At 71.8% G+C, this 22,920-nt stretch carries 18 protein-coding genes and 1 pseudogene; 10 read left to right on the forward strand and 9 right to left on the reverse strand.

The window, feature by feature from the left end; genetic code table 11:
• From I3F54_RS28795 to I3F54_RS28820, 6 genes and pseudogenes are all read left to right on the forward strand, one after another.
• The coding region (locus I3F54_RS28795) for a thioesterase domain-containing protein (RefSeq protein WP_240121854.1) at positions 1 to 965 on the forward strand (965 nt) is incomplete at its 5' end.
• A gap of 335 nt (positions 966 to 1,300) precedes the next feature.
• Positions 1,301 to 2,212: an ABC transporter ATP-binding protein gene (locus tag I3F54_RS28800; RefSeq protein ID WP_240121855.1), complete on the forward strand. Its 912-nt coding sequence runs from the start codon at positions 1,301 to 1,303 to the stop codon at positions 2,210 to 2,212.
• A gap of 91 nt (positions 2,213 to 2,303) precedes the next feature.
• Positions 2,304 to 3,086, forward strand: a complete 783-nt coding sequence (locus I3F54_RS28805; protein ID WP_240121856.1) for an ABC transporter permease — start codon at positions 2,304 to 2,306, stop codon at positions 3,084 to 3,086.
• Positions 3,087 to 3,363: 277 nt separating this feature from the next.
• Positions 3,364 to 3,969: pseudogene (locus tag I3F54_RS28810) on the forward strand (glycoside hydrolase family 15 protein); the annotation flags it as partial.
• A gap of 277 nt (positions 3,970 to 4,246) precedes the next feature.
• Complete coding sequence (locus I3F54_RS28815) at positions 4,247 to 5,587, forward strand: ferric reductase-like transmembrane domain-containing protein (RefSeq protein ID WP_240121857.1); 1,341 nt, start codon at positions 4,247 to 4,249, stop codon at positions 5,585 to 5,587.
• A gap of 435 nt (positions 5,588 to 6,022) precedes the next feature.
• The gene (locus tag I3F54_RS28820; protein WP_374205980.1) at positions 6,023 to 8,464 is read left to right on the forward strand and encodes a SpoIIE family protein phosphatase; all 2,442 of its coding nucleotides are present in this window, start codon (positions 6,023 to 6,025) and stop codon (positions 8,462 to 8,464) included.
• 92 nt (positions 8,465 to 8,556) lie between these two features.
• Here I3F54_RS28820 and I3F54_RS32225 read toward each other — a convergent pair whose 3' ends face one another.
• A complete protein-coding gene (locus tag I3F54_RS32225; protein WP_275676988.1) occupies positions 8,557 to 8,691 on the reverse strand; it encodes a hypothetical protein in 135 nt (44 codons plus the stop codon).
• Positions 8,692 to 8,833: 142 nt separating this feature from the next.
• Here I3F54_RS32225 and I3F54_RS28825 point away from each other — a divergent pair, with 142 nt between their 5' ends.
• A complete protein-coding gene (locus I3F54_RS28825; RefSeq protein ID WP_240121859.1) occupies positions 8,834 to 9,448 on the forward strand; it encodes a class I SAM-dependent methyltransferase in 615 nt (204 codons plus the stop codon).
• Positions 9,449 to 9,463: 15 nt separating this feature from the next.
• Here the strand turns inward: I3F54_RS28825 and I3F54_RS28830 are convergent, their stop codons facing one another.
• Positions 9,464 to 9,964 carry a DUF402 domain-containing protein gene (locus tag I3F54_RS28830; RefSeq protein WP_240121860.1) on the reverse strand — a complete coding sequence of 167 codons (501 nt, stop codon included), beginning with the start codon at positions 9,962 to 9,964 and terminating at the stop codon, positions 9,464 to 9,466.
• Positions 9,965 to 10,090: 126 nt separating this feature from the next.
• Between I3F54_RS28830 and I3F54_RS28835 the strand changes: the two genes are divergently transcribed.
• Positions 10,091 to 10,468: a GntR family transcriptional regulator gene (locus I3F54_RS28835; protein WP_240121861.1), complete on the forward strand. Its 378-nt coding sequence runs from the start codon at positions 10,091 to 10,093 to the stop codon at positions 10,466 to 10,468.
• A gap of 372 nt (positions 10,469 to 10,840) precedes the next feature.
• Here I3F54_RS28835 and I3F54_RS28840 read toward each other — a convergent pair whose 3' ends face one another.
• A complete protein-coding gene (locus I3F54_RS28840; RefSeq protein ID WP_240121862.1) occupies positions 10,841 to 11,641 on the reverse strand; it encodes a DUF72 domain-containing protein in 801 nt (266 codons plus the stop codon).
• Between the two features lie 192 nt (positions 11,642 to 11,833).
• Positions 11,834 to 12,928, reverse strand: a complete 1,095-nt coding sequence (locus tag I3F54_RS28845; RefSeq protein WP_240121863.1) for a DUF5925 domain-containing protein — start codon at positions 12,926 to 12,928, stop codon at positions 11,834 to 11,836.
• Between the two features lie 164 nt (positions 12,929 to 13,092).
• On the opposite strand from I3F54_RS28845, the gene I3F54_RS28850 reads away from it, so the two are divergent.
• Positions 13,093 to 14,520 (forward strand): xylan 1,4-beta-xylosidase, encoded by a 1,428-nt coding sequence (locus I3F54_RS28850; protein ID WP_240121864.1) that lies wholly within the window; start codon positions 13,093 to 13,095, stop codon positions 14,518 to 14,520.
• Positions 14,521 to 14,544: 24 nt separating this feature from the next.
• On the opposite strand, the gene I3F54_RS28855 is transcribed toward I3F54_RS28850, so the two are convergent.
• From I3F54_RS28855 to I3F54_RS28875, 5 genes are all read right to left on the reverse strand, one after another.
• Positions 14,545 to 18,369, reverse strand: coding sequence for a lipopolysaccharide biosynthesis protein (locus I3F54_RS28855; protein WP_240121865.1), 3,825 nt, complete (start codon positions 18,367 to 18,369; stop codon positions 14,545 to 14,547).
• The gene (locus I3F54_RS28860) at positions 18,362 to 19,162 is read right to left on the reverse strand and encodes a polysaccharide deacetylase family protein (RefSeq protein ID WP_240121866.1); all 801 of its coding nucleotides are present in this window, start codon (positions 19,160 to 19,162) and stop codon (positions 18,362 to 18,364) included. Before I3F54_RS28860 ends, I3F54_RS28855 begins: the two co-directional genes overlap by 8 nt.
• Positions 19,155 to 20,156, reverse strand: a complete 1,002-nt coding sequence (locus tag I3F54_RS28865) for a glycosyltransferase family 2 protein (protein WP_240121867.1) — start codon at positions 20,154 to 20,156, stop codon at positions 19,155 to 19,157. The genes I3F54_RS28860 and I3F54_RS28865 overlap by 8 nt, the downstream gene beginning before the upstream one ends.
• Positions 20,153 to 20,971 carry a glycosyltransferase family 2 protein gene (locus I3F54_RS28870; protein ID WP_240121868.1) on the reverse strand — a complete coding sequence of 273 codons (819 nt, stop codon included), beginning with the start codon at positions 20,969 to 20,971 and terminating at the stop codon, positions 20,153 to 20,155. Before I3F54_RS28870 ends, I3F54_RS28865 begins: the two co-directional genes overlap by 4 nt.
• Before the next feature lie 419 nt (positions 20,972 to 21,390).
• A complete protein-coding gene (locus I3F54_RS28875; RefSeq protein ID WP_240121869.1) occupies positions 21,391 to 21,834 on the reverse strand; it encodes a hypothetical protein in 444 nt (147 codons plus the stop codon).
• A 261-nt stretch (positions 21,835 to 22,095) separates the two neighbouring features.
• Here I3F54_RS28875 and I3F54_RS28880 point away from each other — a divergent pair, with 261 nt between their 5' ends.
• Entirely contained in the window at positions 22,096 to 22,902 is an 807-nt protein-coding gene (locus I3F54_RS28880; protein WP_240121870.1) for an SGNH/GDSL hydrolase family protein, read from the forward strand.
• Positions 22,903 to 22,920: the final 18 nt, after the last annotated feature.

A 22,920-nucleotide genomic window follows, 5' to 3' on the forward strand; every position in this document is an offset into this window, starting at 1 on the left:
TCGCAGAAACCCTCGGCATCCCACAAGTCGGCACCGACGACAGCTTCTTCGAACTCGGCGGACACTCGCTCCTCGCAGTGAAACTGATCGAACGCATCCGCACCACACTCGGCGAAGAACTCCCCGTACGCACACTGTTCACCTCACCCACACCAGCCTCCCTGGCGGCTCGATCGGCGGTCTCCCCGTCGCAGGACGCCCTGGGCGTCCTGCTGCCGATCCGCACCAGCGGGAGGCGTGCGCCGTTCTTCTTCGTGCATCCCGGTATCGTGGGAGTCGCCTGGGGCTACTCGCCGCTGCTTCGCTTCATGCCGACGGACCAGCCGCTGTACGGACTGCAGGCGCGCGGCCTCGACGGTTCGGCACCACTTCCCGGTTCCGTCCGGGAGATGGCAGCGGACTACGTCGAGCAGATGCGTACGGTCCAGGAGTCTGGCCCCTACCGATTGGCGGGATGGTCTTTCGGAGGCCAGGTGGCTCAGGAGATGGCCGTTCAGTTGCAGGCAGCCGGTGAGGAAGTAGAAGCGCTGGTTCTCCTGGATGCCTACACCCCCGAGGCGCGGAAGGCGGCGGAAGCCGCCTTCGAAGCCGGCCGGGAGGGACCTCAGTACGTGGTTGAGGGTCTGGATTTCCTTTCCGACCTCACTGAGGAGGAGATCGCGCCCCTGCACGACATCGCACAGAACATACAAATGATCAATCCTGCGCACACGCCGGACGTTTTCCACGGTGACGTGTTGTTCCTCGGTGCGGAGCACGGAAACCCGGAGGGGACGGATGTGGCGGGCTCGTGGACGCCTTACACCTCCGGACGGATCGAGGAGGTGAAGATTCCCTGTCGGCACGAGCAGATGTTGCTGCCCGACATGCTCGCCCATGTCTGGGCGGCGATCGCCCGGTGGATCGAACGGGGGACACCCCTGCACGACCCCGCCCTCCCGGCAGTGTCGGCGGGCGACAAGTAGGTCTCGGTGATCGCGGATATTCGCCGAGCTCCTGCGGCAGCCTGTATCCGGCTGCTCTCCACGGACTGGAGAGGTGGATGTGTTGCCCGTGTCCGAACAGAACGGCGGGAGTCACCCTGGAAGCGGTCGGATCGGGCGGCGCGGTACGCCCGCGGGCTGGCACGGGCACTGGACCGATGCTGCTGCCCTGCCCCCTGGTCGCCCCGGTCGGCACCCCGGACCGGGCGACGGAGCGGCCGGTCCGGAACGAATCGAGGTGTGCGCCCGAGAGGTCCGCCGGCCGCTGAACCCGCCACGCCGCAGCACACCCCGTGTCGAGAGAGGGAGCCACGCACATGAGCGAAATCGCCGTCCGGATCGAGAAGGCCGTGAAGCGCTACGGCCCCCTCACCGCGCTCGACGGACTGGATCTGACCGTTAACTCCGGCGTGTTCCTGGGGCTGCTCGGTCCGAACGGAGCGGGCAAGTCCACGACGATGCGGCTGCTCACCGGTCAGACGCGCGCCGATCACGGCACCGTGGAGGTCTTCCGGCACCGGCTGCCCGAAGCCTCCCGCCGGGTGCGAGCGCTGACCGCCGTTGTCCCCCAGCACGACGATCTCGACGCGGAACTGACGGTACGAGAGAATCTCGAGGTCTTCGTCAGGCTGGCGGGGCTTCCCCGCCAGCGCTACCGGCAGGCGGTGGACGCGGCGTTGGCGGCAGTGCACCTCACCGACCGGTCGCGCACCCGCGTGGAACGACTCTCCGGCGGTATGCGCCGACGCCTCTTACTGGCGCGGGGGATCGTGAGCTCCCCCCGGCTGCTCCTGCTGGACGAACCCACCGTTGGTCTCGACCCGCAGATCCGGCAGACTCTCTGGGACGTCATCGGCGAGCTGCGGGCGACCGGCACAACCGTGGTGATGTCCACCCACTACATCGAAGAGGCGGAGCGGCTCGCTGACGAAGTGGCCGTCATGTTCGCGGGCCGTCTGATCGCCCGCGGCACACCTTCGGCACTGCTGCACCGCCACGCCGGCTGCCAGGCCGCCGAGTACCGGGGCGATGTCCGTCGGCAGGCCCAGGTCACCCAGGCAGCGGAACAGGCCGGGCTGCACAGCCGTCGCACTGGACTGTCCGTCTCCGTACTGAGGGCGGAGACGATGCCCTCGGAGGTCCTTGAGGAGCTGGGCCCGCCCGACGTTCTACGTCCCACCACTTTGGAAGACGTCTTCGTGGCCCTGACCGGCGAGTTGTTCAGCTGATACGCCCTCATCACCGCTGCTGAGAGGACCTATTGTGACCAGGGCCATTCCCATACCTTCATCCTCCGCACTTCCCGGGAACGACACCGGGGTGCACGACGGCGAGCAGGACAGCCTGCTGTGGCCGGTCGTGCGCGCGGTGTGGCTTCGCGAGCTGCTGCTTTTCCGACGTTACTGGCCGGCCGTCACCTTCGGCTCGCTGGTGGAACCACTGATCTACATCGCCGGTTTCGGGCTCGGGTTCCGTCAGCTGATCGGCTCCGCGACCGGCCAGCCTTACCTGCAGTTCTTGAGTACCGGCATGATCGCCACCGCAGTCCTGTTCTCCTCGGTGTTCACCGGCATGTTCGAGACATACAACCGGCGCCAAGGCCAGAAGGTGTACGACGCCATACTGAGCAGACCGGTGGACGTGTGGGAACTGGTCAGCGCCGAATCCTCGTGGATCGCTGCCAAGTCAGGTGTATACGGGTCCGCTCCGCTGTTCGTGGCCCTCACGGTGGGCCTGCCCCTGCGACCGCAGCTACTGCTCGTGCCGCCGGTCGCGTTGCTCGCGGGGCTCGGCTTCGCACTGTGTGGGATGTGGGTGTCCTGTATCGTCCCGGCGATCGACTGGCTGCGACTCATCGCCTCCGGTGTCCTCACACCTCTCGTGATGGCGGCAGGAGTGTTCTTTCCGCTCGACGGACTGCCCGGATGGGCGCGAGCTGCGGCCCTGGTCAATCCGATGTACCACTGCACCGAGCTCGTACGGCACTGCTCGTTCGGCACGCTGCACACAAGCGATGCCGGGCATGCCACGTTCCTGCTGGTACTGTGCGCCGTCGCCTGGCGGCTGGCCGTCAGGGCCATGCGTCGCCGGCTTCTGGACTGACGGCCCCGAAGCGCCCAGTACTACCCGGCTCAAGGGAGTGTCTAATATGTGAACGCCACCGTCCCGGGTTCCGCATCATTCGGAGGCCTAGAGAGCCGAAAATGGGGTCTGACCTGCAGGGACATGACTGTGGCCGCCTGGAAGGCGTGTCTCTAGGCGGTGGCGTTCTTGCTGGTCAGCGCGGTGCGGGCTGAAGGTCGAGGATCTGCCGCGGGACGGGGGCGCCGAGCTTGGCGAGCAGATCCTGCTGAGGCTTGGTGGGGGTGGTGACCTGCTGATCTGGGAGACACGTGGCGGACGCCGGGACTTCACGTACTCCCGGTTGATGAGCTGGGTCGCCGTCGAGCGCGCGGTCCGGATCGCCCGCCAGCGGGGCCTGCCCGCCGACCTGCCCCGCTGGATGGCGGTCCGGGACACCATCTACACCCAGATCATGGAGCGCGGCTGGAACCCCGCCCGCCGGGCGTTCGTCCAGCACTACGGCACCGACGTGCTCGATGCCTCCCTCCTGCTCATGCCCCTGTGCAAGTTCGTCGCGCCCACCGACCCGCGCTGGCTCTCCACGCTCGACGCCATCACCGCGGAGCTGGTCTCCGACAGCCTCGTCTACCGCTACAACGCGCAAGCGTCGCCCGACGGGCTCGTCGGCAGGGAGGCGACCTTCTCGATGTGTTCCTTCTGGTGGGTGGAGGCGCTCGCCCGGGGCGGCCGGCTCGACGAGGCGCGGCTGGCCTTCGAGAAGATGCTCACCTACGCGAACCACGTCGGGCTGTACTCGGAGGAGATCGGTCCGACGGGCGAACAACTCGGCAACTTCCCCCAGGCCTTCACGCACCTGGCGCTGATCAGCGCCGCCTACGACCTCGACCGCCGACTCGGGTGAGCGTCCCGGCTCCGGAGGGACGCGTCCCCCAGCCGCTCGGTGAGCCGCGTGCGGCCCACGGACGTACGGTTCCCGAGCCGCACGAACCACTGCCGGAGTGCCGGGCGGCCGAACGCGGCGAAGGCGGTCGTATGCGATGGCTCCGGCATGAACGGATCGGGCCCGCCAGCCGTATCCTTACCCGATCGGGGCGTGCGTTCGGCCGAATCCCTCGGTCTTGATGGGCTTGGTGCACACGGCTGCGCGTACCGCGGCCACGGGGGGACGAGGGGCAACCATGGCGGCGACGAGCAACACGGTGCGCAGCGGCACCGTACTTCCGGTGGACGCGGCGCGCTGGACGATGCGGACGTTCGTCATCGTCAACGTGGTGATCGTGGAGGCGCTGTTCCTCAGCGCCGGTTCGGGCAAGAACGGGGTGCTCACGGTCGCGAAGTTCTTCGGACTGCACGCGGCCCTGCTGATGCTGTTCCAACTGCTGCTGGTGGCCCGGCTGCCGTGGCTGGACCGCCGTATCGGGATGGACCGGCTCACGGTGTGGCACCGCTGGGTCGGCTTCTCCCTGCTGTGGACCGTCCTCGCCCATGCCACGCTGGTGGTGCTCGGCTACGCGACACTCGACGACACGTCCATGGGGAAGACGTTCGTCGCCCTGAGCGGGGTGCCTGCCTCCCTGCTGGGCATGCTTGCCGCGGCCGTCATCCTCGTGGTCGCCGTGATCTCCACCCGTTCCCTGCGGCGGCGGCTGCCGTACGAGGTCTGGCACGGTCTGCACCTGCTGCTCTACGTCGCCCTGGGCCTGGCGTTCGTCCACCAGCTGCAGGAGACCACGACCTTCACGTCCTCCGCGTTCGCCACGGCCTACTGGTGGACCCTGTGGCTGTTCGCCTTCGGCGCCCTGCTGACCGGGCGTGTCGCCCTACCGCTGTGGCGCAACGCCTACCATCAGTTCCGCGTCTCCGCCGTGGTGCCGGAGTCGGACCACGTGGTCTCCGTGTACGTCACCGGTCGCCACCTCGACAGACTTCCCGCCCGTGCGGGCCAGTTCTGCATCTGGCGGTTCCCCGGGCACAACTCCTGGTGGCTGGCCAACCCCTTCTCCCTGTCGGCGGCGCCCGACGGGCGGGGGCTGCGCCTCACGGCGAAGGCCGCCGGCAGCACCAGCGCCGGCCTGGCCAACGTCCCGGTCGGCAACCGCGCCTTCGTCGAGGGGCCGTACGGGGCACTCACCTCGCTGCACCGGACCCGGCCCGGCGTTCTGCTGATCGCCGGCGGCGTGGGGATCACGCCCGTGCGGGCGATGCTGGAGGAGCAGACGACCGGGGATGTCGTCGTGCTGTACCGGGTGCGCAGCGAGGCAGACGCCGTGCTGCTGAACGAGGTGCGCCACCTGGTCGCGCTCCGGGGCGGGCGGCTGCACCTGCTCACCGGCAGGACCGCCGAGGGGGGAGCCCCGCCGTTCGCCCCGGGCAGCCTGCACCGGCTGGTCCCCGACGCCACCGAACGTGACGTGTACGTCTGCGGCCCACCCGCCATGACCGGCGCTGTGCTCTCCGGTCTGCGGGACCTGGGTGTCCCCGCGCGACAGGTGCACACCGAGAGGTTCGACCTGGCCTGACCGGGAAGGGGGGCCCGGCATCCAGTCCCGCGCGTCGAGGCCCGCTGCGGCGAGCAGCGCCCGCTGTGTCCCTACGGACCGGTCACGTACGGCTGAGCCGGAAGCGCTGCCGGCCACGGCGGCGAGGGGACGCGGCGGGGCACGGCGCCGGGGCTTCACGTCCCGACGCGTGGCCTTCCGGAGCCGGGTGCCGTTGTCCGCCTGTCCGCCTGTCCGCCTGTCCGCCTGTCCGCCTGTCCGCCTGTCCGCCTGTCCGACGGATACGCGGTGGTTTCGGTGCGACGCGTACGTCCCGTGCCGCCCGCCGACCTGCGGGTGCGCGCGAGGAGAGATACAAGTGAGGAAGGAGCCGACGCGACGGCCCCGACGTGCCGCCGCTCTGCGGTCTCTGCTGAGTCTGCCCGGGACCCGGGTCCGGGGCGGGATGGGCGATGAATGGACATGGAGAATGCCGGCCCCCTCGGAAGCGGCCCCGATCCGTTTCCGGATCCGGTCACCTCGGTCACGGCAGTCGTCGACGCGCGGGGAACCGTGACGGGGTGGAGTTCCGGCGCACAGCGGCTGCTCGGGTACCCGTGCGAGGACGTCGTAGGGCGTCCCGCGGCACGCCTGCTCGGCGGGAACGCCGACATCGCCGTGGATCTCTCCGCGGTTCTCGGGGGACGAAGCCGGACGGTCCCGCTGCGACACCAGGACGGCCACCACGTGGATGCCGAGTTGCGGGCGTACGCGTCACTCGACCGCGAGGGCGACGCGCAGTGGCTCGTCGTGGCCACGTCGCCGCCGCGGCCGCATCGGGGGCCACCTCCGCAGGAGGACGAGGTGACGACGGAGGAGGCTTTCGCGCAGTGTCACCTGCCCGCGATGATCTACGACGCCGAGTTGCGCGCTCTGCGCGCGAGCGCCGGCGCGGCACGTGAACTGGGCCTCACGGAGGAGCAGATGCGCGGCAGGCGCGTCACCGACATCCTGCCCCCACACATCTGCACCACGGTCGAGGAGGGCATGCGCCGGGTGTTCGAGACGGGTGAGCCGGAGCGGTTCCAGGTTCGGGGCCAGCCGCAGCACGGAACCCGCGAGAGGTACTGGGCCGTATCCGTGTCCCCCCTGAGGAACCCGGCAGGGCAGGTGCGACACGTGCAGCTCATCGCGCTCGACGTCACCGAACAGCACCGTGCCAGGGACCGGCTCGTCCTGCTGAACGACGTCAGCGCTCAGGTGGGCAGCACCCTCGACGTGATGCGCACGGCCCAGGAGATGGCCGACGTGGCGGTGGGGCGGCTCGCCGATTTCATCAGCATCGACCTGCTGGACGGGCTGTTCCGCGGGGTCGAGCCCAGGCCCTCCGCCACGGGCTCCGTCGCGCTGCGCCGCGCAGCGCAGCAGTCCGTCCTCCCCGGCATTCCCGAGGCGCTGATCGAACCGGGGGAGGTGGACTACTACCCGGGAGCGTCGCCCCCTGCCCGCTGCCTGGACACGGGTCGGTCGTCGCTGCACAGGACCCTGGACGAAGCCATCGAGAGCTGGCAGGTCGCCGACCCCGGGCGCGCGGCCAAGGTCCGTGACTTCGGAATGCACTCGATCATGATCATCCCGCTGCGCGCCCGCGGCATCACTCTCGGGGTGGCCGTACTCGTCCGTCACCGCCGCCGGGACTCGTTCGACGAGGACGATCTGCTCCTCGCCGAGGAGATCGCCGCACGCGCTGCCGTGGCCGTGGACAACGCCCGGCGTTTCACGCGCGAGCGGACCACCGCCCTGGCCCTCCAGCGAAGCCTGCTGCCGCAGCGGCTGGCCGCCCAGGAGGCCGTGGAGGTGGCCTACCGCTACCTCCCGGCCCGGTCCCGGGCAGGGCTGGGCGGCGACTGGTTCGACGTGATCCCGCTGTCGGGCGCCCGGGTCGCCCTGGTCGTCGGAGACGTGGTGGGCCACGGCTTGCGCGCCTCCGCAACCATGGGGCGGCTGCGGACCGCGGTACACACGCTGGCGGACGTCGACCTGCCCCCCGAGGAACTCCTCGTACACCTCGACGACCTGATCACCCACCTCAGGGCGGAGGAGGGCCCGGCATCGGATCCCGAGCTCGAGATCGTCACCGACCTCGTCGCCTCATGTCTGTATCTGGTCTACGACCCGGTCTCGCGCCGCTGCGCCGCGGCCGGCGCGGGCCACCCCCCACCCGCCGTGGTCACACCGGACGGCAAGGCCGAGTTCATCGATCTTCCGGTCGGCCCGCCGCTGGGAGTGGGCGGGCTGCCCTTCGAAGCGGTCGAATGGGAGGTTCCCCCGGGCAGCCTCCTCGTGCTGTACACGGACGGCCTTGTCGAGGTTCCCGAACACGACCTCGGCAGGGGCATGGCGCTGCTGCGCCGATGCCTGGAGCGGCCCGCTCCGTCACTGGAGGCCACCTGCGACGATCTGGTCCACAGTCTGCTCCCCGCACAGCCGTCGGACGACGTCGCACTGCTCATCGCCCGCACGCGGGCCCTCGACGCCGCCCAGGTGGCCACCTGGGATCTGCCGTCCGACCCGGCCGCCGTGGCCGACGCCCGTGCCCAGGTCTCCCGTCGCCTCGCGAGCTGGGGACTGCACGAGGTGGCCTTCACCGCCCAGCTGGTGGTGAGTGAACTGGTCACCAACGCGATCCGGTACGGCGCCCCGCCCGTGAACCTGCGCCTGATCCGCGACACCGTGCTCATCTGCGAGGTCTCCGACGGCAGCAGCACCGCCCCGCACATGCGGCGAGCACGGATGCTCGACGAGGGCGGGCGCGGCCTGCTGCTCGTCGCCCAGTTCGCCGAGCGCTGGGGCACACACCACGGGGCCGGAGGAAAGTCGATCTGGGCGGAGATCAGCCTTCAGGACGGGCACCCATGACGGTGCCCGTCAGCCCTGCACGGCCGGGGCCGGCACGCGGGAGCCGATGACGCGCAGGAGCGAGCCGGTGCCGAGCCGGTCCGGCCGTGACCTCAGCCGTCCGGCCACCAGGTGCGGGCGATGTCCTTGCGCACCTCGGGACGTCCCGCGGGGCGCTCGTCGGCCTCCTCGCGGATCCTGCGGCCGGTCGTCTTCTTCAGGGGCTTCTGCACGGTCACACGGAGCATGGCTGCCTCCTTCGGGATCCGCCGGGGTTCCGTGATCTCACGGGGAGGCAGACCCTTTCGGGGAGAGTTCCGCATCGGCCCGGGTCTGTCAGTGGCGCCTGTCACGATTCGATCGTCAGTAGTGGGTGTCACCCTTGGGTGCATGACCGATGCGTGTGACGAGACGACCACGGCGGGTGTCGACTGGGACGCGCAGGCCGCCGCCTTCGACGACGAGCCCGACCACGGGCTGCGCGACGCGCGGGTGCGGGCGGCCTGGACGGAGCGGCTGCGCGGCTGGCTCCCGGAGCGGCCCGGCGACGTCCTCGACCTCGGCTGCGGCACCGGCAGTCTGTCGCTCCTCGCCGTCGGCCTGGGGCACCGGATCACCGGCGTGGACCGCTCCCCGGCCATGCTGGAGCGGGCCCGGGACAAGCTCGCCGGGCACGACGCGGTGTTCCTGCCCGGCGACGCGGCGGCACCTCCGGTGGGGGAGCGGCGCTTCGACGCCGTCCTCGTGCGGCACGTGCTGTGGACCCTGCCGGCGCCGGACCGCGTCCTGCGGCGCTGGCGGGACCTGCTGCGGCCGGGCGGGCGCCTGGTGCTGGTCGAGGGCGTGTGGGGAACACTCAGCCCGGTCGGCATACCGGCGGACCGGTTGACCCGTCTGCTCGCGCCCCTCGCCGGCGATGTGCACCTGGAGCACCTCGCGGGCGATCCACTGCTGTGGGGCGGGCCCGTCGACGACGAGCGGTACGCGGTGGTGGCGACGATCTGACCAGCGCGCGCCGGCTCACTTCAGCAGCGCGGCGAAGGCGCCCCCGCGGGCCAGGGCCTCCAACTCGTCCAGGGCGGCCTCGGCGGCGAGCGCGGCCTCGGGGTCCGACTCCGCCAGGCCGCTCGCGGCGAACTCGTCCTCGTCCAGCCGGCGCACGTCGCCGCCGTCGGCGGAGCGCCACAGGTCCAGGTCGAGGTCCTCGACGACGAGTTCCGCCCCGCGCAGAGCGGCCGGGCGGGTGACGTCGCAGTACCAGCCCTTCAGCCTGCCGTCCGCGGCGCGGACCTCCTTCACCGCGTACCACCGGTCACGCCAGTAGTACTCGGTGAAGACGTCCCCGGTCTCGAAGCGCACGAAGCCGAAGTCGCGCGCCCCCTCACCCGCCCAGGGGGCGCGCACGGTGATGCGGGCGCCGTCGTCCGCGAGCAGCGCCGCCGTGTAGCGGATCTTCGTACGGCCAGCCTTGACCAGCACGACCTCCACCTCACGCGGCGGTTCAGCCGAGTTCGCGGACATGACGCACCTCCATCGCGCCGTCGCCGGGGCGCAGGTCACGCACGACCACTGTCATGGGGCCGCAGGGTACGGGGCGGGGCTGCACGGGTGCCTCCCGTTTTCCGGCGGGTACGGGACAATCGCTGCGTGAGCCTGACGATCGACATCGACGAGAACGCCACCGCCGCGCCCCCCTACGAGCAGGTGCGCGCGCAGATCTCCGAGCAGGCACGGTCGGGCGTGCTGCCGGTGGGGTACCGGCTGCCGACGGTGCGCGGGCTGGCCGGATCACTGGGGCTGGCCGCCAACACCGTCGCCAAGGCCTACCGGGCGCTGGAGGCCGACGGGGTGATCGAGACGCGGGGACGGCACGGCACCTACGTGGCGGCGGCCGGCCAGGCTGCGGAGCGGGAGCTGGCAGCGGCGGCGCAGGCGTACGTGGAGCGGGCCCGGCGGCTCGGGCTCTCGCAGGAGGCCGCGCTGGCGGCCGTCCAGGACGCCCTGCGGGCGGCTCACGGCGCCTAGTGCCGCGACAGGCGGCGTTCCCCCCGTCGCGGCGCCCGGCACGCACTCCCGCCGGACCGGCCGAAAGCCCGAGTACGCCCAGTACGAGGACTTCCGGCCGGCGCCGCCGGGAGCACGCACCGGACGACGCTCCCTGACGGGCGAACGTTGCCTGCCGCGGCACTGGGGAGTGCGGCGAAGGCCCCGCCTGCCCCGCGTGCCCGGCACGCACTCCTCCGCTCTCCGCTTCGCGCGAGCGGGGGACATCCAGGGCCGTTGTCGGGATCGTCCCCGTGGGGCCGGTACGCGGGTGGCCCTCCGCACTGCGATCGCCCGCTCCGGACGCCGCGGGGTCCGCCCTTCGCACGGCCGGCGCCACTCCCACCACCCGTTCTACGGGCCCGGGGCACCGGCCGGCTGCCGGGCCGGGCGCCGCACGGCGCGCGGGACCCGGGTCACGGCCAGCCCCGCCCTCGTCGCCTCCCGTGCGAAGGCCGCCGCGTCCTCCACCGCCGCCGCGTCGGGGTCGTTGTTGAAGTACGCGTACACGTCCTCGCCGTCGGGGAAGGCGGTGGCGACGCGGCCGGCCCACGTCCTGAGCGCCTGCTGGCCGTAGTGCGGCCAGGCCGCTGCCCGGCCCTGGTGGAAGCGGAGGTAGCCCCAGCCGGCGGTCCGCCACAGCGGGGTCGCCGGACGGGACAGCACGTCGGCCCAGCACAGGGCCGCGCCGCGGCGCGCCAGCACCCGGCGCACCCGGTCCGTCCACCACGAGGTGTGCCGCGGTTCGACCGCGACCCGGGTGCCGGCCGGGAAGCAGCCCAGGCACGCGTCCAGCAGCCCGGGGTCGGCACGCAGGGTCGGCGGCAGCTGGAGCAGGACCGGTCCCAGGCGGTCGCCCAGGCCGGCCGCGTGGCTCATCAGGCGCCCCACCGGCTCCTCCGGCTCCCTCAGCCGCCGGATGTGGGTGAGGTAGCGGCTGGCCTTGACGGCGACGACGAAGTCCGGCGGAACCCGGTCGCGCCACGTCTCGAACGTCTCCCGGGCCGGCAGCCGGTAGAAGGCGTTGTTGAGTTCGACCGTCGCGAATCGGGCGGCGTACTCCTCCAGCCAGAGCCGCACGGGCACCCCGGGCGGGTACAGGACCCCTCGCCAGTCCCGGTACTGCCACCCCGACGTGCCCACGAACAGGGTCATACCCCTATCAAAGCACCGCCCACGGGGTGGCACAGGTCACGGCCGGCGGCCCGGTGCCGCGCAGCCCGCGCTCCGGCCGCAGGATGCGCGACGGACGAGCGCCGCCTGCCGCGGCACCAGAGGGTGTGGGGAAAGTCCCGCACAGCACGCACCGGACACCGCGGGCACCGCACCGGACTGCCGAAACACCCCCTAGAGGTACAGCCCCGCATCCGCTCCGCCCCGCGGCTCCGGCAGTGCCGCAGGAGACGTGCCGCGCCGCAGCGCGTACAGCTCCGCCAGCGTCGCCCCGTCCCGGCCGACCCCCTTCTCGACGCCGAGCCAGTCCACCGCCTCGGCCCGGGTGAGCCTGCCGACCTCGATCCGGGCCAGGCAGCGGCCGGGGCGGACCACGGCCGGGTGCAGCCGCTCCAGGTCCTCGTTGGTGGTGACCCCGACCAGGACGTTGCGGCCCTGGCCGAGCAGCCCGTCGGTCAGGTTGAGCAGCCGGGACAGGGCTTGGCCGGCCGTGTGCTTGGCCTCGCCGCGGATCAGCTCGTCGCAGTCCTCCAGCAGCAGCAGCCGCCAGCGGCCCCGGCCCGCCTGGTCCTCCTCGCCGATCGCGATGTCCATCAGGTAGCCGACGTCGGAGAAGAGCCGCTCCGGGTCGAGCACGCAGTCCACCTGGCACCAGTCCCGCCAGGAGCGGGCGAGGGTGCGCAGCGCCGAGGTCTTGCCGGTGCCGGGCGGGCCGTGCAGCAGCAGGAGCCGTCCCGCGATGTCCTCGGGGGTCGTCCGCATCAGCCGGTCCATCGCGTCGGCCACCGGCGCCGTGTAGTTGGGCCGCACCTCCTCCCAGGTGCCGGCCGAGATCTGCCGGGTGGTGCGGTGCGGGCCGCGCCGCGGGGAGACGTACCAGAAGCCCATCGTCACGTTCTCCGGCTGCGGTTCGGGCTCGTCCGCCGCGCCGTCCGTGGCCTGCTCCAGCACCTTCCCGGCCAGCTCGGCGCTGGTCGCGGTCACCGTCACGTCGGCCCCGCGGTTCCAGCGGGACACCAGCAGGGTCCAGCCGTCGCCCTCGGCGAGCGTGGCGCTGCGGTCGTCGTCGCGGGCGGCGCGCAGCACGCGGGCGCCCGGCGGCAGCAGCGTCGCCCCGGAGCGCACGCGCTCGATGTTCGCCGCGTGCGAGTACGGCTGCTCGCCCGTCGCGAAACGGCCGAGGAACAGCGCGTCCACGACGTCGGACGGGGAGTCGGAGTCGTCGACGTTGAGCCGGATCGGCAGGGCGTCGTGCGGGTGCGCAGGCATGCCGCCATGATCGGGCACGCGACGGCCGAGTGCACCCGGTTTCCGCGCTGTGCGCCCCGTGTCGGCCGGCGTCCGTCTTCGGCCTGTCTGTTGCGAGGCTGTGCATCTGCGGCATGCATCGGCATCTGCCCCAAGGGCCCTGTCCGCCGTTACTGTTGCCCTCGATGGGACGTCATGGGTGGGAATCGGTGGCGCGCCGGTGGCGGTTCACCGCGCTGCTCGGCGTGGGTGCGGCCGTACTGGCCCTGGTGGTGACCCTGGTCAACGTGGTTCCCGGCGGCGGAAGCACAGCCGGCACGAGCCCCGAAGGGGACAAGGTGCACGGCACGCCCGTCCTGCCGCCGAAGCGGCCCGGACCGGAGGTGGGCTGGGGGTTCACCCACACCCGGTTCAGTGCCGACGAGGGCAGCACTGCGGCCGTCGGGCGTGTGCAGCGGCTGCTGTCGAAGGACGGGGGCCTGCCGCAGAACCAGGCGATCATGGGCTGGGGCGCCGACAACCCCGAACCGGTCCGGGGCCGTTACGACTTCGGCGCCCTGGACCGCCGCATCGACTTCGTGCGCGCCTCCGGCGGCACGCCGGTGATCACGCTGTGCTGCTCCCCGGACTGGATGAAGAGCGGGAAGGCCGGTGTGGGCAGCACCGACTGGAGCCAGGAGGCCCTGGAGACCGCGCCGCGGCCGGAGCACTACGCCGACTTCGCCGCTCTGGCCGCGACGGTCGCCAAGCGCTACCCGGACGTGCGGCACTTCCTGGTCTGGAACGAGTTCAAGGGCTTCTGGAACGACGCCGGGGCCCGTTGGGACTACGAGGGCTACACCCGGATGTACAACCTGGTCTACCGGGCGCTGAAGAAGGTCGACCCGGGCATCCGGGTCGGCGGGCCCTACCTGGTGATGGACAGTGTCGACCCGCGCGCCGCCGACGCCTCGGCGACCTTCCGGGGCACCTGGGGCGCCATGGACCAGCGTGTCCTGGACGCCTTCACCTACTGGAACAGGAACAAGGCAGGCGCCGACTTCGTCGTCGTGGACGGCTCCAGCTACACCAACGACGACGAGCTGCTGCCGGACGAGTTCGCCGCCACCGACAAGTTCACCGCGGTGGGCCGGTGGGTGCGCCGGCAGACCGGCGGTCTTCCGCTGTGGTGGGCCGAGTACTACGTCGAGCCCGCCGACGGCAACGACGAGCGCCGGGGCTGGTCGCCGGCGCGCCGGGTCGCCGTCCAGGCCGCCGGGCTGATCGCCCTGGCCCGGGGCGGTGCGACCACGGGCTTCTACTGGAACCCGGAGAGGAAGAGCGGCGGAGACTGCCCCGGCTGCCTGTGGACCCCCACCGACGGTCCCGGCGGTGGGCGGGCGCTGCCCATGTACGACCTGCTCGCGCGGTTCGCGCGGGCGTTCGGGCCGGGCAGCCGCCACGAGACGGTGCAGATCGCCGCGGACGACGTGCCCAACGTCCGCGTCCTCGCCGATGCCGAGGACGCCCTGGTGGTCAACACCCTCGACCGGCCGATCAGCGCACAGGTCGACGGCAGGCGGTTCGACATGCAGGCCTACGAGGTGAAGTGGCTCACCCGGACGTCCGGGTGAGCCGCCGCCGCGCACCCCGCCGGCCTACTTCATCGTCAGGAACCGCTGCACCAGCGAGGCGAACACCACCGCCAGCAGCGGCAGCGCGAACCAGAAACCGCCCTGCAGCCGGCGCAGCCCCCGCACACCGGGCGGCGCCGCGACCCGGACCACCTCGCGCGCGGTGAGCAGCAGGATCAGCGCGACCGCGGCCAGCGCACCGATCACCGACCACGGCGTCCACGTCACCTGCGGACCGATCGGGCCCGGGTCCGGCACGGGCACCGGGCCCTCGGGCTGCTGCTTCAGCGCGTACAGGGTCACGTCGTCGTCGGCGAGGACCCGGGCCAGCTCCGGCCGCCCGTCCAGGTTCCGCAGCAGCCGGGGCGCCCAGGTCGCCGAGTAGCCCACGTCCAGACGGAGATAGGCGACCTGGCTGCGGTTGATCATCAGATACGAGTTCGGGCCGGCGTCCTTCAACGCCTTGACCAGTCCGGAGACCAGGACCGGGTCGTCGGGCGCCGGTGTCGGCACGTACTGCACCCTCTCCATGTCCCGGGCGCCCCACGGCATCGCCGGGGTGACGTCGTTCACCGGGTCGCTGCTCAGCCACAGCAGGCGCACGGTCGGATCGTCATGGGCGTACACGTACTCCATGGCGGCGACCTCACCGGGCCGGACCCGCTCGAACGGCTCGTTGCCCCAGCGGGCCACCAGGAAGCCGCCCATCAGCAGCAGACCCGCCATGAGCGCGGCCAGCGGAGCCAGACTGACCCTGTCCTTCTCGCGCTCCTCGGCCGTGACACCGGCACGCGGGAACAGGGCGAGAGCGGCCAGCAGGGCGGCACCCGGCAGCGCGAACATGAACACCCGCAGTGCCATCTCGCCGCCGTAGGACTGCATGCCGAAGCCCAGGAACGGCACGAACGTGAGCACCAGCAGCGACCGTTCGCGGTACTTGTGGTCATGCCGGCGCCACCAGCCCCAACAGGCGAACGCCATCACCCCGCCGGCCAGGGCCACGCGCGCGTACAGCACGAGCTTGTGCGTGGAACTGCCGCCCTCGATCCGGCCGGACACCGACGACGACACGTTGCCGCCGACGCCGCCGACCCCACCGAACAGGTCGTCGAAGTGCCCGGACCAGTACGGCTCGGCCATGAAGCCCACCCACCCGGCGACCAGGACCGCGAACAGCAGTGGCAGCCCGCGCAGTTCCGACCTGCCGACGACGACGAGCACCGCGAGGACGCCGAGCATCATGAACGGGGTGAGCTGGTGGGCGGGCACGCTGGCCGCGTACAGGCCGATCAGCACGCCCAGCAGCACGGCACGTTGCCGGCGGCCCGCCGGTTCGACCTCCGCCTCGCCGGGACGCCACCGGCCCCACAGCATCCGCGGTGCCCGGAACCAGACCAGCAGGACCGCCACGAACACCAGGTACAGCAGGAAGGTGAACCCCTGGGGGGAGAAGTAGTCCTGGCCGACCCAGGCGCTCAGGACGAAGATCCACACGCCGGTCCACCGGGCCCGCCAGCTCGCCCGCATCGACCGCACCAGCAGGAACATCGGCGCCAGGTAGCACAGCTGGATCACTGTGGGCCACCAGCGGATGACGTCCGTGACGTCGGAGACCCCGCACGCCTTCAGCGCGAACGCGGTGACGGCGAAGAAGCCCGGCCAGCTCCAGCGTGCGTCCAGGTCGGGTACGGCCGACCCGGTGCGGTCGATGTAGTCGAGGAAGCCCAGGTGCTGCCAGGCTGTCGCGAACCGCGGCTCGGTCTCGATCACCGCGGGCAGCGCGTGCAGTGACACCACCGTGGCCAGCAGGGTGGCCAGCAGCAGCGCCCGGTGCTCCCGGCCGAGCCAGAGCAGCGAGGCGAAGACCACCACCAGCAGCGCCGCTCCGGCCAGTGTCGGCACCGGCAGCACGGACACCAGTCCGAGCCCGTCCATCCCGTCCAGGCCGGCCTCGCCGAGTCGCAGCGCGGGCACCCAGTACAGCAGCAGCGCGGCCGTCAGCAGGCAACCGAGCACCAGGCCGGGGACGGTGGGCAGCCGCCGCGTGCGGTCCGTGGCCGGGGACGCCGGCTCCGGCGGCTGCCGGGACGCGGCCGGCGGTTCGCCCCGTGCGGAGGAGTGCCCGTCCCGACGCGGCAGCGTCGCCTGAGCCCGTACGAGGGCCCGATCCGCCTCGTGGTCGCCGAACCCGGCGTCGAACGCCGCCCCGAACGGCGCGTCCACCTCCGCGTCGACCTCCGTGTCCACCTCCTCCACCGGCATCCCCGGCCCGGACGTGCCCACCCGTCCGGGGACCGCCGGGGTGCCCGTGGGCGGGGTGCCGGGACCGGGCCGGACGTCGGGCCGGCGTTCCTGGTGGTCGAAGTCGACATGGATGCCGAGGGCGAGGGTGTCGCTGTCCAGGGCCCAGGCGGGCCGGCGCCCCTTCCCGGCGGCCGGCGCATCGTGCGTCCCGAGGTCGGCCAGGTCTCCGTCGGGCGCCGCGCCCTCGGCGGGCCGGGTGGCCGACCCGGTCCTGACGGTCCGGTAGAGCCTGGGGGCGGCGATCGCGACGATCACGGCGAGGGAGGAGACCTCGGCGACGCCCGCCCCGGTGAGGCCCATGCGGGGCAGGAGCAGCAGCGTCAGCCCGAGCACCGAGGCGCACAGCAGGCCCTGGAGCCAGGCCAGTCCAGCGGTCCGGCTCTGGGCCCGCAGGACGGCGAAGTACGTCTCCATCACGACCCGCAGCACCGCGCCGACGGCGAACCAGCGCAGCAGCGGCGTCGCGGCGTCCGCGTACCCGGGGCCGAACACGCCGAGGATCCACGGCGCGCCGACGAACAGCACCCCTGCCACCGGCAGCATGATCCGCGCCATCCGCTTCAGCGCCGCGCGGGTGTTGGCGGCCAGCCGCGCCGGATCGTGCGAGCCCTCGACGGTGAGCGAGGCGCCCATGTTGATGGCGAGCAGGTTGCACGTGCCGCCGATGGTGGTGGTGATGTAGAAGTACGCGTTGTCCTCGGAGCTGACCTGCGCGGCGATGATCACCGGGACCAGGTAGACCACGGCGAGCGAGAAGAGCGAGCCGGTGTAGTCCCCGGCCAGGAACCGCCCGATCTCCCGGAGCGTCGGCGGCTCGGCGCGGCCCGCGGTCCGCCGTGCGTGCCGCGGCACGAGCCGGCGGAACACCAGCCAGCCCAGCGGAAGCACCGAGAAGGCGATCGCGGCGACCCAGGAGACGAACACGCCGGTCGTCGGGATCGCCATGGCGAACGCGACCAGCAGCCCCAGCTTCACCGCCGAGAACACGGTGTTGCCGAACGGCACCCACAGCGCGCTGCGCAGCCCGGTCAGCACACCGTCCTGCAGGGTGAGCACGTTCCAGGCGGCCACGGCGAGGATGAAGCCCAGCCCGTTGAGCGTGCCGTGCAGGAAGCGGTACGACGGCCCCCAGGCGTCGAGGGTCACCAGGAAGACTCCGGCGGCCACCGCCACCAGCAGCGAACTTCCTGCGTAGGTGCGCAGGACGAACCGGCCGGTGGTGCGGCCCGCCACCGGGATGAACCGGGCCAGCGCGCCCGTCAGCGTCACCGCGGTCAGGCCCGCGAGGAGCTTCATCGCGGCGATGGCGGCGGAGCCCTGGCCGACCGCCGACTCGTCGTAGTAGCGGGCCGCGGCCAGCCAGAAGCCGAGGCCGAGCACCGCGGAGATACCGGTGTTGAGCATCAGCGCGTAGGCGTTGCGGAACAGCTGGCTCCCTCCCCCCGGGAAGCCGCCCCGCCCGGGCAGGCGCAGCCGGCGTCCCGGCGTCGGACCCTCCTCGGCCGGGGGTGATGCGTCCTGGGCTGTCGTCCTCGTGTCAGACACGGTCGCGAATGACCTTCCGGCGGATCTGGCGTGCTCTTCGGACCAACGCGTACCCGTGGGTCAGGGCGCGGTCCCGGGCGAAGACGCGGGCGACTGCGCGCCCCTGGACGAGGCGGGCGAACTCGTCGATGCCAGTGCCGCGCCGCACGGTGACGCGCTCCAGGGCGTACGGCCCCTGGCGGCGGCGGGCCAGGGCGTTGCCGACGGCGAGAGCCTGGGCGAAGCCCGCCCGTCGCACCGCCTGCCGTACCCGGCGGCTGGAGTAGCCGTAGGGGTAGGCGAACGACACCGGCAGGGCCCCGAGTTCGTCGGCGACGATGTCCCGGCAGCGGGTCAGCTCGTGACACAGGCGCGCGTCGCCGAGCTGGTCCAGCTGCGGATGGGTGTGGCTGTGCCCGCCGATCTCGACGCCCGAGCCCGCCAGTTCGCGGACCTGGTCCCAGTCGAGCATGGTGTCCAGGGCGCCGCCGGTGCCGCGGGGTCCCCGGATCCAGCCGGTGGACACGAACAGCGTGGCCCGGAACCCGTGCCCGGCCAGCACCGGAAGGGCGTGCCGGTGCACACCCTCGTACCCGTCGTCGAAGGTGATCAGCACCGGCCGTGCGGGCAGGCGCGCCCCGGAGCGCCAGCACGCGGCCAGCGCTGCCGTGGTGACCGGCGTCAGACCGAGGTCGGCGACGAGCGCCATCTGCTCGGCGAACGCCTCCGGCGCCACCGACAGGACGCGGGTGGCGGGGTTCGGATAGGCCGCGACCGCGTGGTACATGAGGATCGGCACGGGTCGGTCACTCATCGGCTTCCCCCAAGGCCCCCTCCTCGATCCGTGCGACGCGGAACGCGGCCCCGCCCCGGCGCGCCCGCACGCTGCCCACGAGGTACCCGCCGGCCGCCGCGCACACCCCGGCGACGATCGCTCCCGCCCGGCCCGCGCCGCCCGGCCGGGCGAGCAGCGCGTCGCGCAGTCCGCGCGCCACCCCGGCCGGCAGGACGCGGGTGGTGTACCGGCGCTCGGACTCCAGGCCCCTGTCCGCGCCGACGCTGCGCGCCACCAGGGCCTTGGACAGGCCCTCGGCGTAGGCGCGGGTGCGGAAGTAGGCGAAGTGCTCCCGCCGCTCCGGCACCCGGTGGTGGATCACCGCCCGGTCGTCGATGAGCAGGAGTGCGTCGGGTCTGGCCCGGGCGAGCCGGATGCACAGTTCCGTCTCCTCGCAGCCCAGCGGGCGCTTGTCGCCGTCGCGGCCGATGCCGGTGGCGAAGCCGCCCGCCGCGTCGAAGGCGGTGCGGCGGAACGAGGCGTTGCCGCCCAGGACGTTGCGCACCCGCACCCGGCCGGCGGGCAGGCCGCGGTAGGTGCAGCCGACCACCCAGTCGAACTCCTCCGGGAACCAGACCGGCCTTCGGCCCGACGCCCAGATCGGCACCGTCCGGCCGCCGACCGCCATCACGCGCGGGTCGGCGTACCCCGACGCGAGGTGCTTCAGCCAGTGCCGCTCGGCGACGGCGTCGTCGTCGAGGAAGGCGACGACGTCGCCGCGGGAGGCCGCGATGCCGGTGTTGCGGCCGGCGGACAGGCCGCGCGGACCGGCGTTGGCGAGGACGCGCACCTCGGCGGCCTCCTTGTACTCCCGGGCCAGACGGTCCTTCAGCGCCGGGTTGTGGTCGACGACCAGCAGTGTCTCCGGGGCCGGGTGGGACTGGGCCCGCACCGAGGAGACCGCGGCGAGGATGTCCTCCCAGCGGTCCTCGGTGTAGACGCAGATCACGACGGAGACGTCGGGACCGTTCAACGCACCTCTCCCCGTGCCGTGCCGAGCGTCGGCGCGCTGTGCTCCTGGCGGCGCAGCTCCCGGCGGTTGGAGCGTTCCCCGAGGATGACCTTCAGCACGCGCAGGCCGTCCCGCACCGCCCGCAGGTTGCTCGTGCCGTGGATGCGGAGGTACTCGTGGCTGGGTATCTCCTGCACCTTCAGGCCCGCCTTGACGACCCGGATGTTCATCAGGGTCTCCACCTCGAAGCCGGTGCAGTCCAGCTCGATCTTGTCCAGGCAGTGCCGCCAGAACGCGTTGTAGCCGTAGCACAGGTCGGTGTAGCGGGCGCCGAACTTCCGGTTGACGGCCGTGCACAGTGCCCAGTTGCCGAGCTTGCGGATGAAGGTCATGTCGTCGGTGCCGCCGCCGTTGGCGAAGCGGGAACCCTTGGCGAAGTCGGCGCCCGAGACGAGAGCGGAGACGTAGGAGACGATCTCGTTGCCGTCGGCCGAGCCGTCCGCGTCGACCATCACGATGATGTCGCCGGTGGCGGCCTCGAACCCGGTGGCCAGGGCATCCCCCTTGCCCTTGCCCTGCTGTTCCACGACCTTGACGCCGGGCCACAGCGCGCGTGCGACCGCGACGGTGCCGTCCGTGGAACTGCCGTCCACCAGGACCACTTCGTGGATCCAGTCGGGCAGCGTCTTGAAGACGTACGGCAGATTCTCCGCCTCGTTCATCGCCGGGATCACCACGCTCACCGGCGGTGTGATGGCCAGGTGCGAGGAGATCGGCCGGTACTGACCGGCGGTCTGCGACGCCTGACTGCTCCGCGAAGGCAGAGCTGAGTTCATGAGTCGGTCCCTCTCGTCCGGTGGACCGCCCGCCCCTGGGCGGCCCGGCTGTGTGTCCGGTTCGAAAGGGGGGTATCCCACTCACGGCACGGCCGAGTGGCGCTCCGTGTCCGTCAACGGGCTGGCAAAGCTGTCCGGTCTGTCGCTGACGGACAGCCGGTCGCGCGGCACGGCCCGGTCACCTGTGCGATCACCGAGCACGGCACCCCCCTACCGCGCCCCGCGCCGGTACGTCGCGGTCCTTGAGCCCTCCCCTTGAGCCGCTCGATGACGGACCGATGCGGGTGAGATGTAAGACGGTATTGACGATTGAACCCGTATGGCAAGACCTGGAACGAGGTCTCATGTTTTTGTTGGTTTCGAACTGATCTGTCCGATCTGTTCGATGCGTTCGACCGCGACGGCCGGGTGACGCCGGGTCACCCGGCCTCCTGTCGCGGTGGGGGCGGCGTGCGGTCGCGCGACCGCCGCACCGCCGTCAGCAGGAGCAGGAGCGCGCTGATCACGGTGACGGTCACGACCCCCCCGTGCACCGACCAGCGGTGCACGGCGAGCATGGCCTGGGCCACCAGCATGTTCACCGCGATCGCGCCCGCCGTCGCGGCGAGGGTCCGACCGAACGGATCCAGTCCGCGCAGTGCGGCGGCGACGGCGGATGCCGGTGCCGCCAGGAGGAAGAACAGGGTGAGTGGGCCGCGCAGTGGTGAGCCCGAGTCGCCGAGCGCGAGGGTCGCGCCGATTCCCCCGACGGCGGTCGCGGCGCCCGCGAGCAGGGCCGGCAGGTCCCGGCGCGGCCCGGATCGCGCCGTACCGGCGTCCTGGTCCGGGCCTGTTGAAGCTGTCTTGATCCGTATGGTCCGCATGGGCGACTTTGCCCCCCGAAGCGCCTGATGCCGGACTTCAATGTCGCGCAGTCCCGCAGGGGCCGTCAAGGCGCGGAGATTGTTACCTGCCGGGTAGTTGAACAACCGTCAGTCGGGATGTCATGGTCGCGTCATCACATGCATGGTGAACGTACGGCCACGATTGTGAAGGCTCCCGGTAATTCTTGGCATGGACACTTCCCATCAACACGCGTAGTTGCTACGACAGTTACGGCAGAGATCCTGCTAAAGGGAGGTTCCATGAGACGTTCCCGACTTGTCGTATTCATCAGTTCACTCCTCCTCGCCGCCGGTGCCGCCCTCACCGGTGCCGCCGCGGCACAGGCCTCCGAAGCCGCCGCGGCCACCGGCTACGTGGCCCTCGGCGACTCCTACTCCTCCGGTGTCGGCGCCGGCAGCTACATCGGTTCGAGCGGCGACTGCAAGCGCAGCACCAAGGCGTACCCGTACCTGTGGAACGCCGCCCACGCCCCTTCCTCGTTCACCTTCGCGGCGTGCTCGGGCGCCGAAACGGGTGACGTCCTGGCCGGCCAGCTCGGTGGGCTCTCCTCCTCCACCGGCCTGGTCTCGATCACCATCGGCGGCAACGACGCCGGATTCGCCGACGTCATGACGACCTGTGTGTTCTCGTCCGACAGCACCTGTCTCTCCCGCATCAACACCGCCAAGGCGTACGTCAGTTCGACGCTGCCGGGGAAGCTCGACACCGTCTACTCGACGATCAGCTCCAAGGCGCCCAACGCGCAGGTCGTGGTGCTCGGCTACCCCCGCTTCTACAAGCTGGGCACCTGGTGCATCGGCCTCTCCGAGACCAAACGCGCCGCGATCAACGACGCCGCCGACTTCCTGGACAGCGCCATCGCCCAGCGCGCCGCCGGCCACGGCTTCGCCTTCGGGGACGTCCGTTCCACCTTCGGCGGCCACGAGATCTGCTCCGGCAGCTCCTGGCTGCACAGCGTCAACTGGCTCAACATCGGTGAGTCGTACCACCCGACCGCGTCCGGGCAGTCGGGCGGCTACCTGCCGGTGCTGACGAACGCGGCCTGATCCCCTGCAGACCGCGCT

The sequence above is a fragment of the Streptomyces sp. MUM 2J genome (genome assembly GCF_022414535.1).
Lineage (GTDB): Bacteria > Actinomycetota > Actinomycetes > Streptomycetales > Streptomycetaceae > Streptomyces.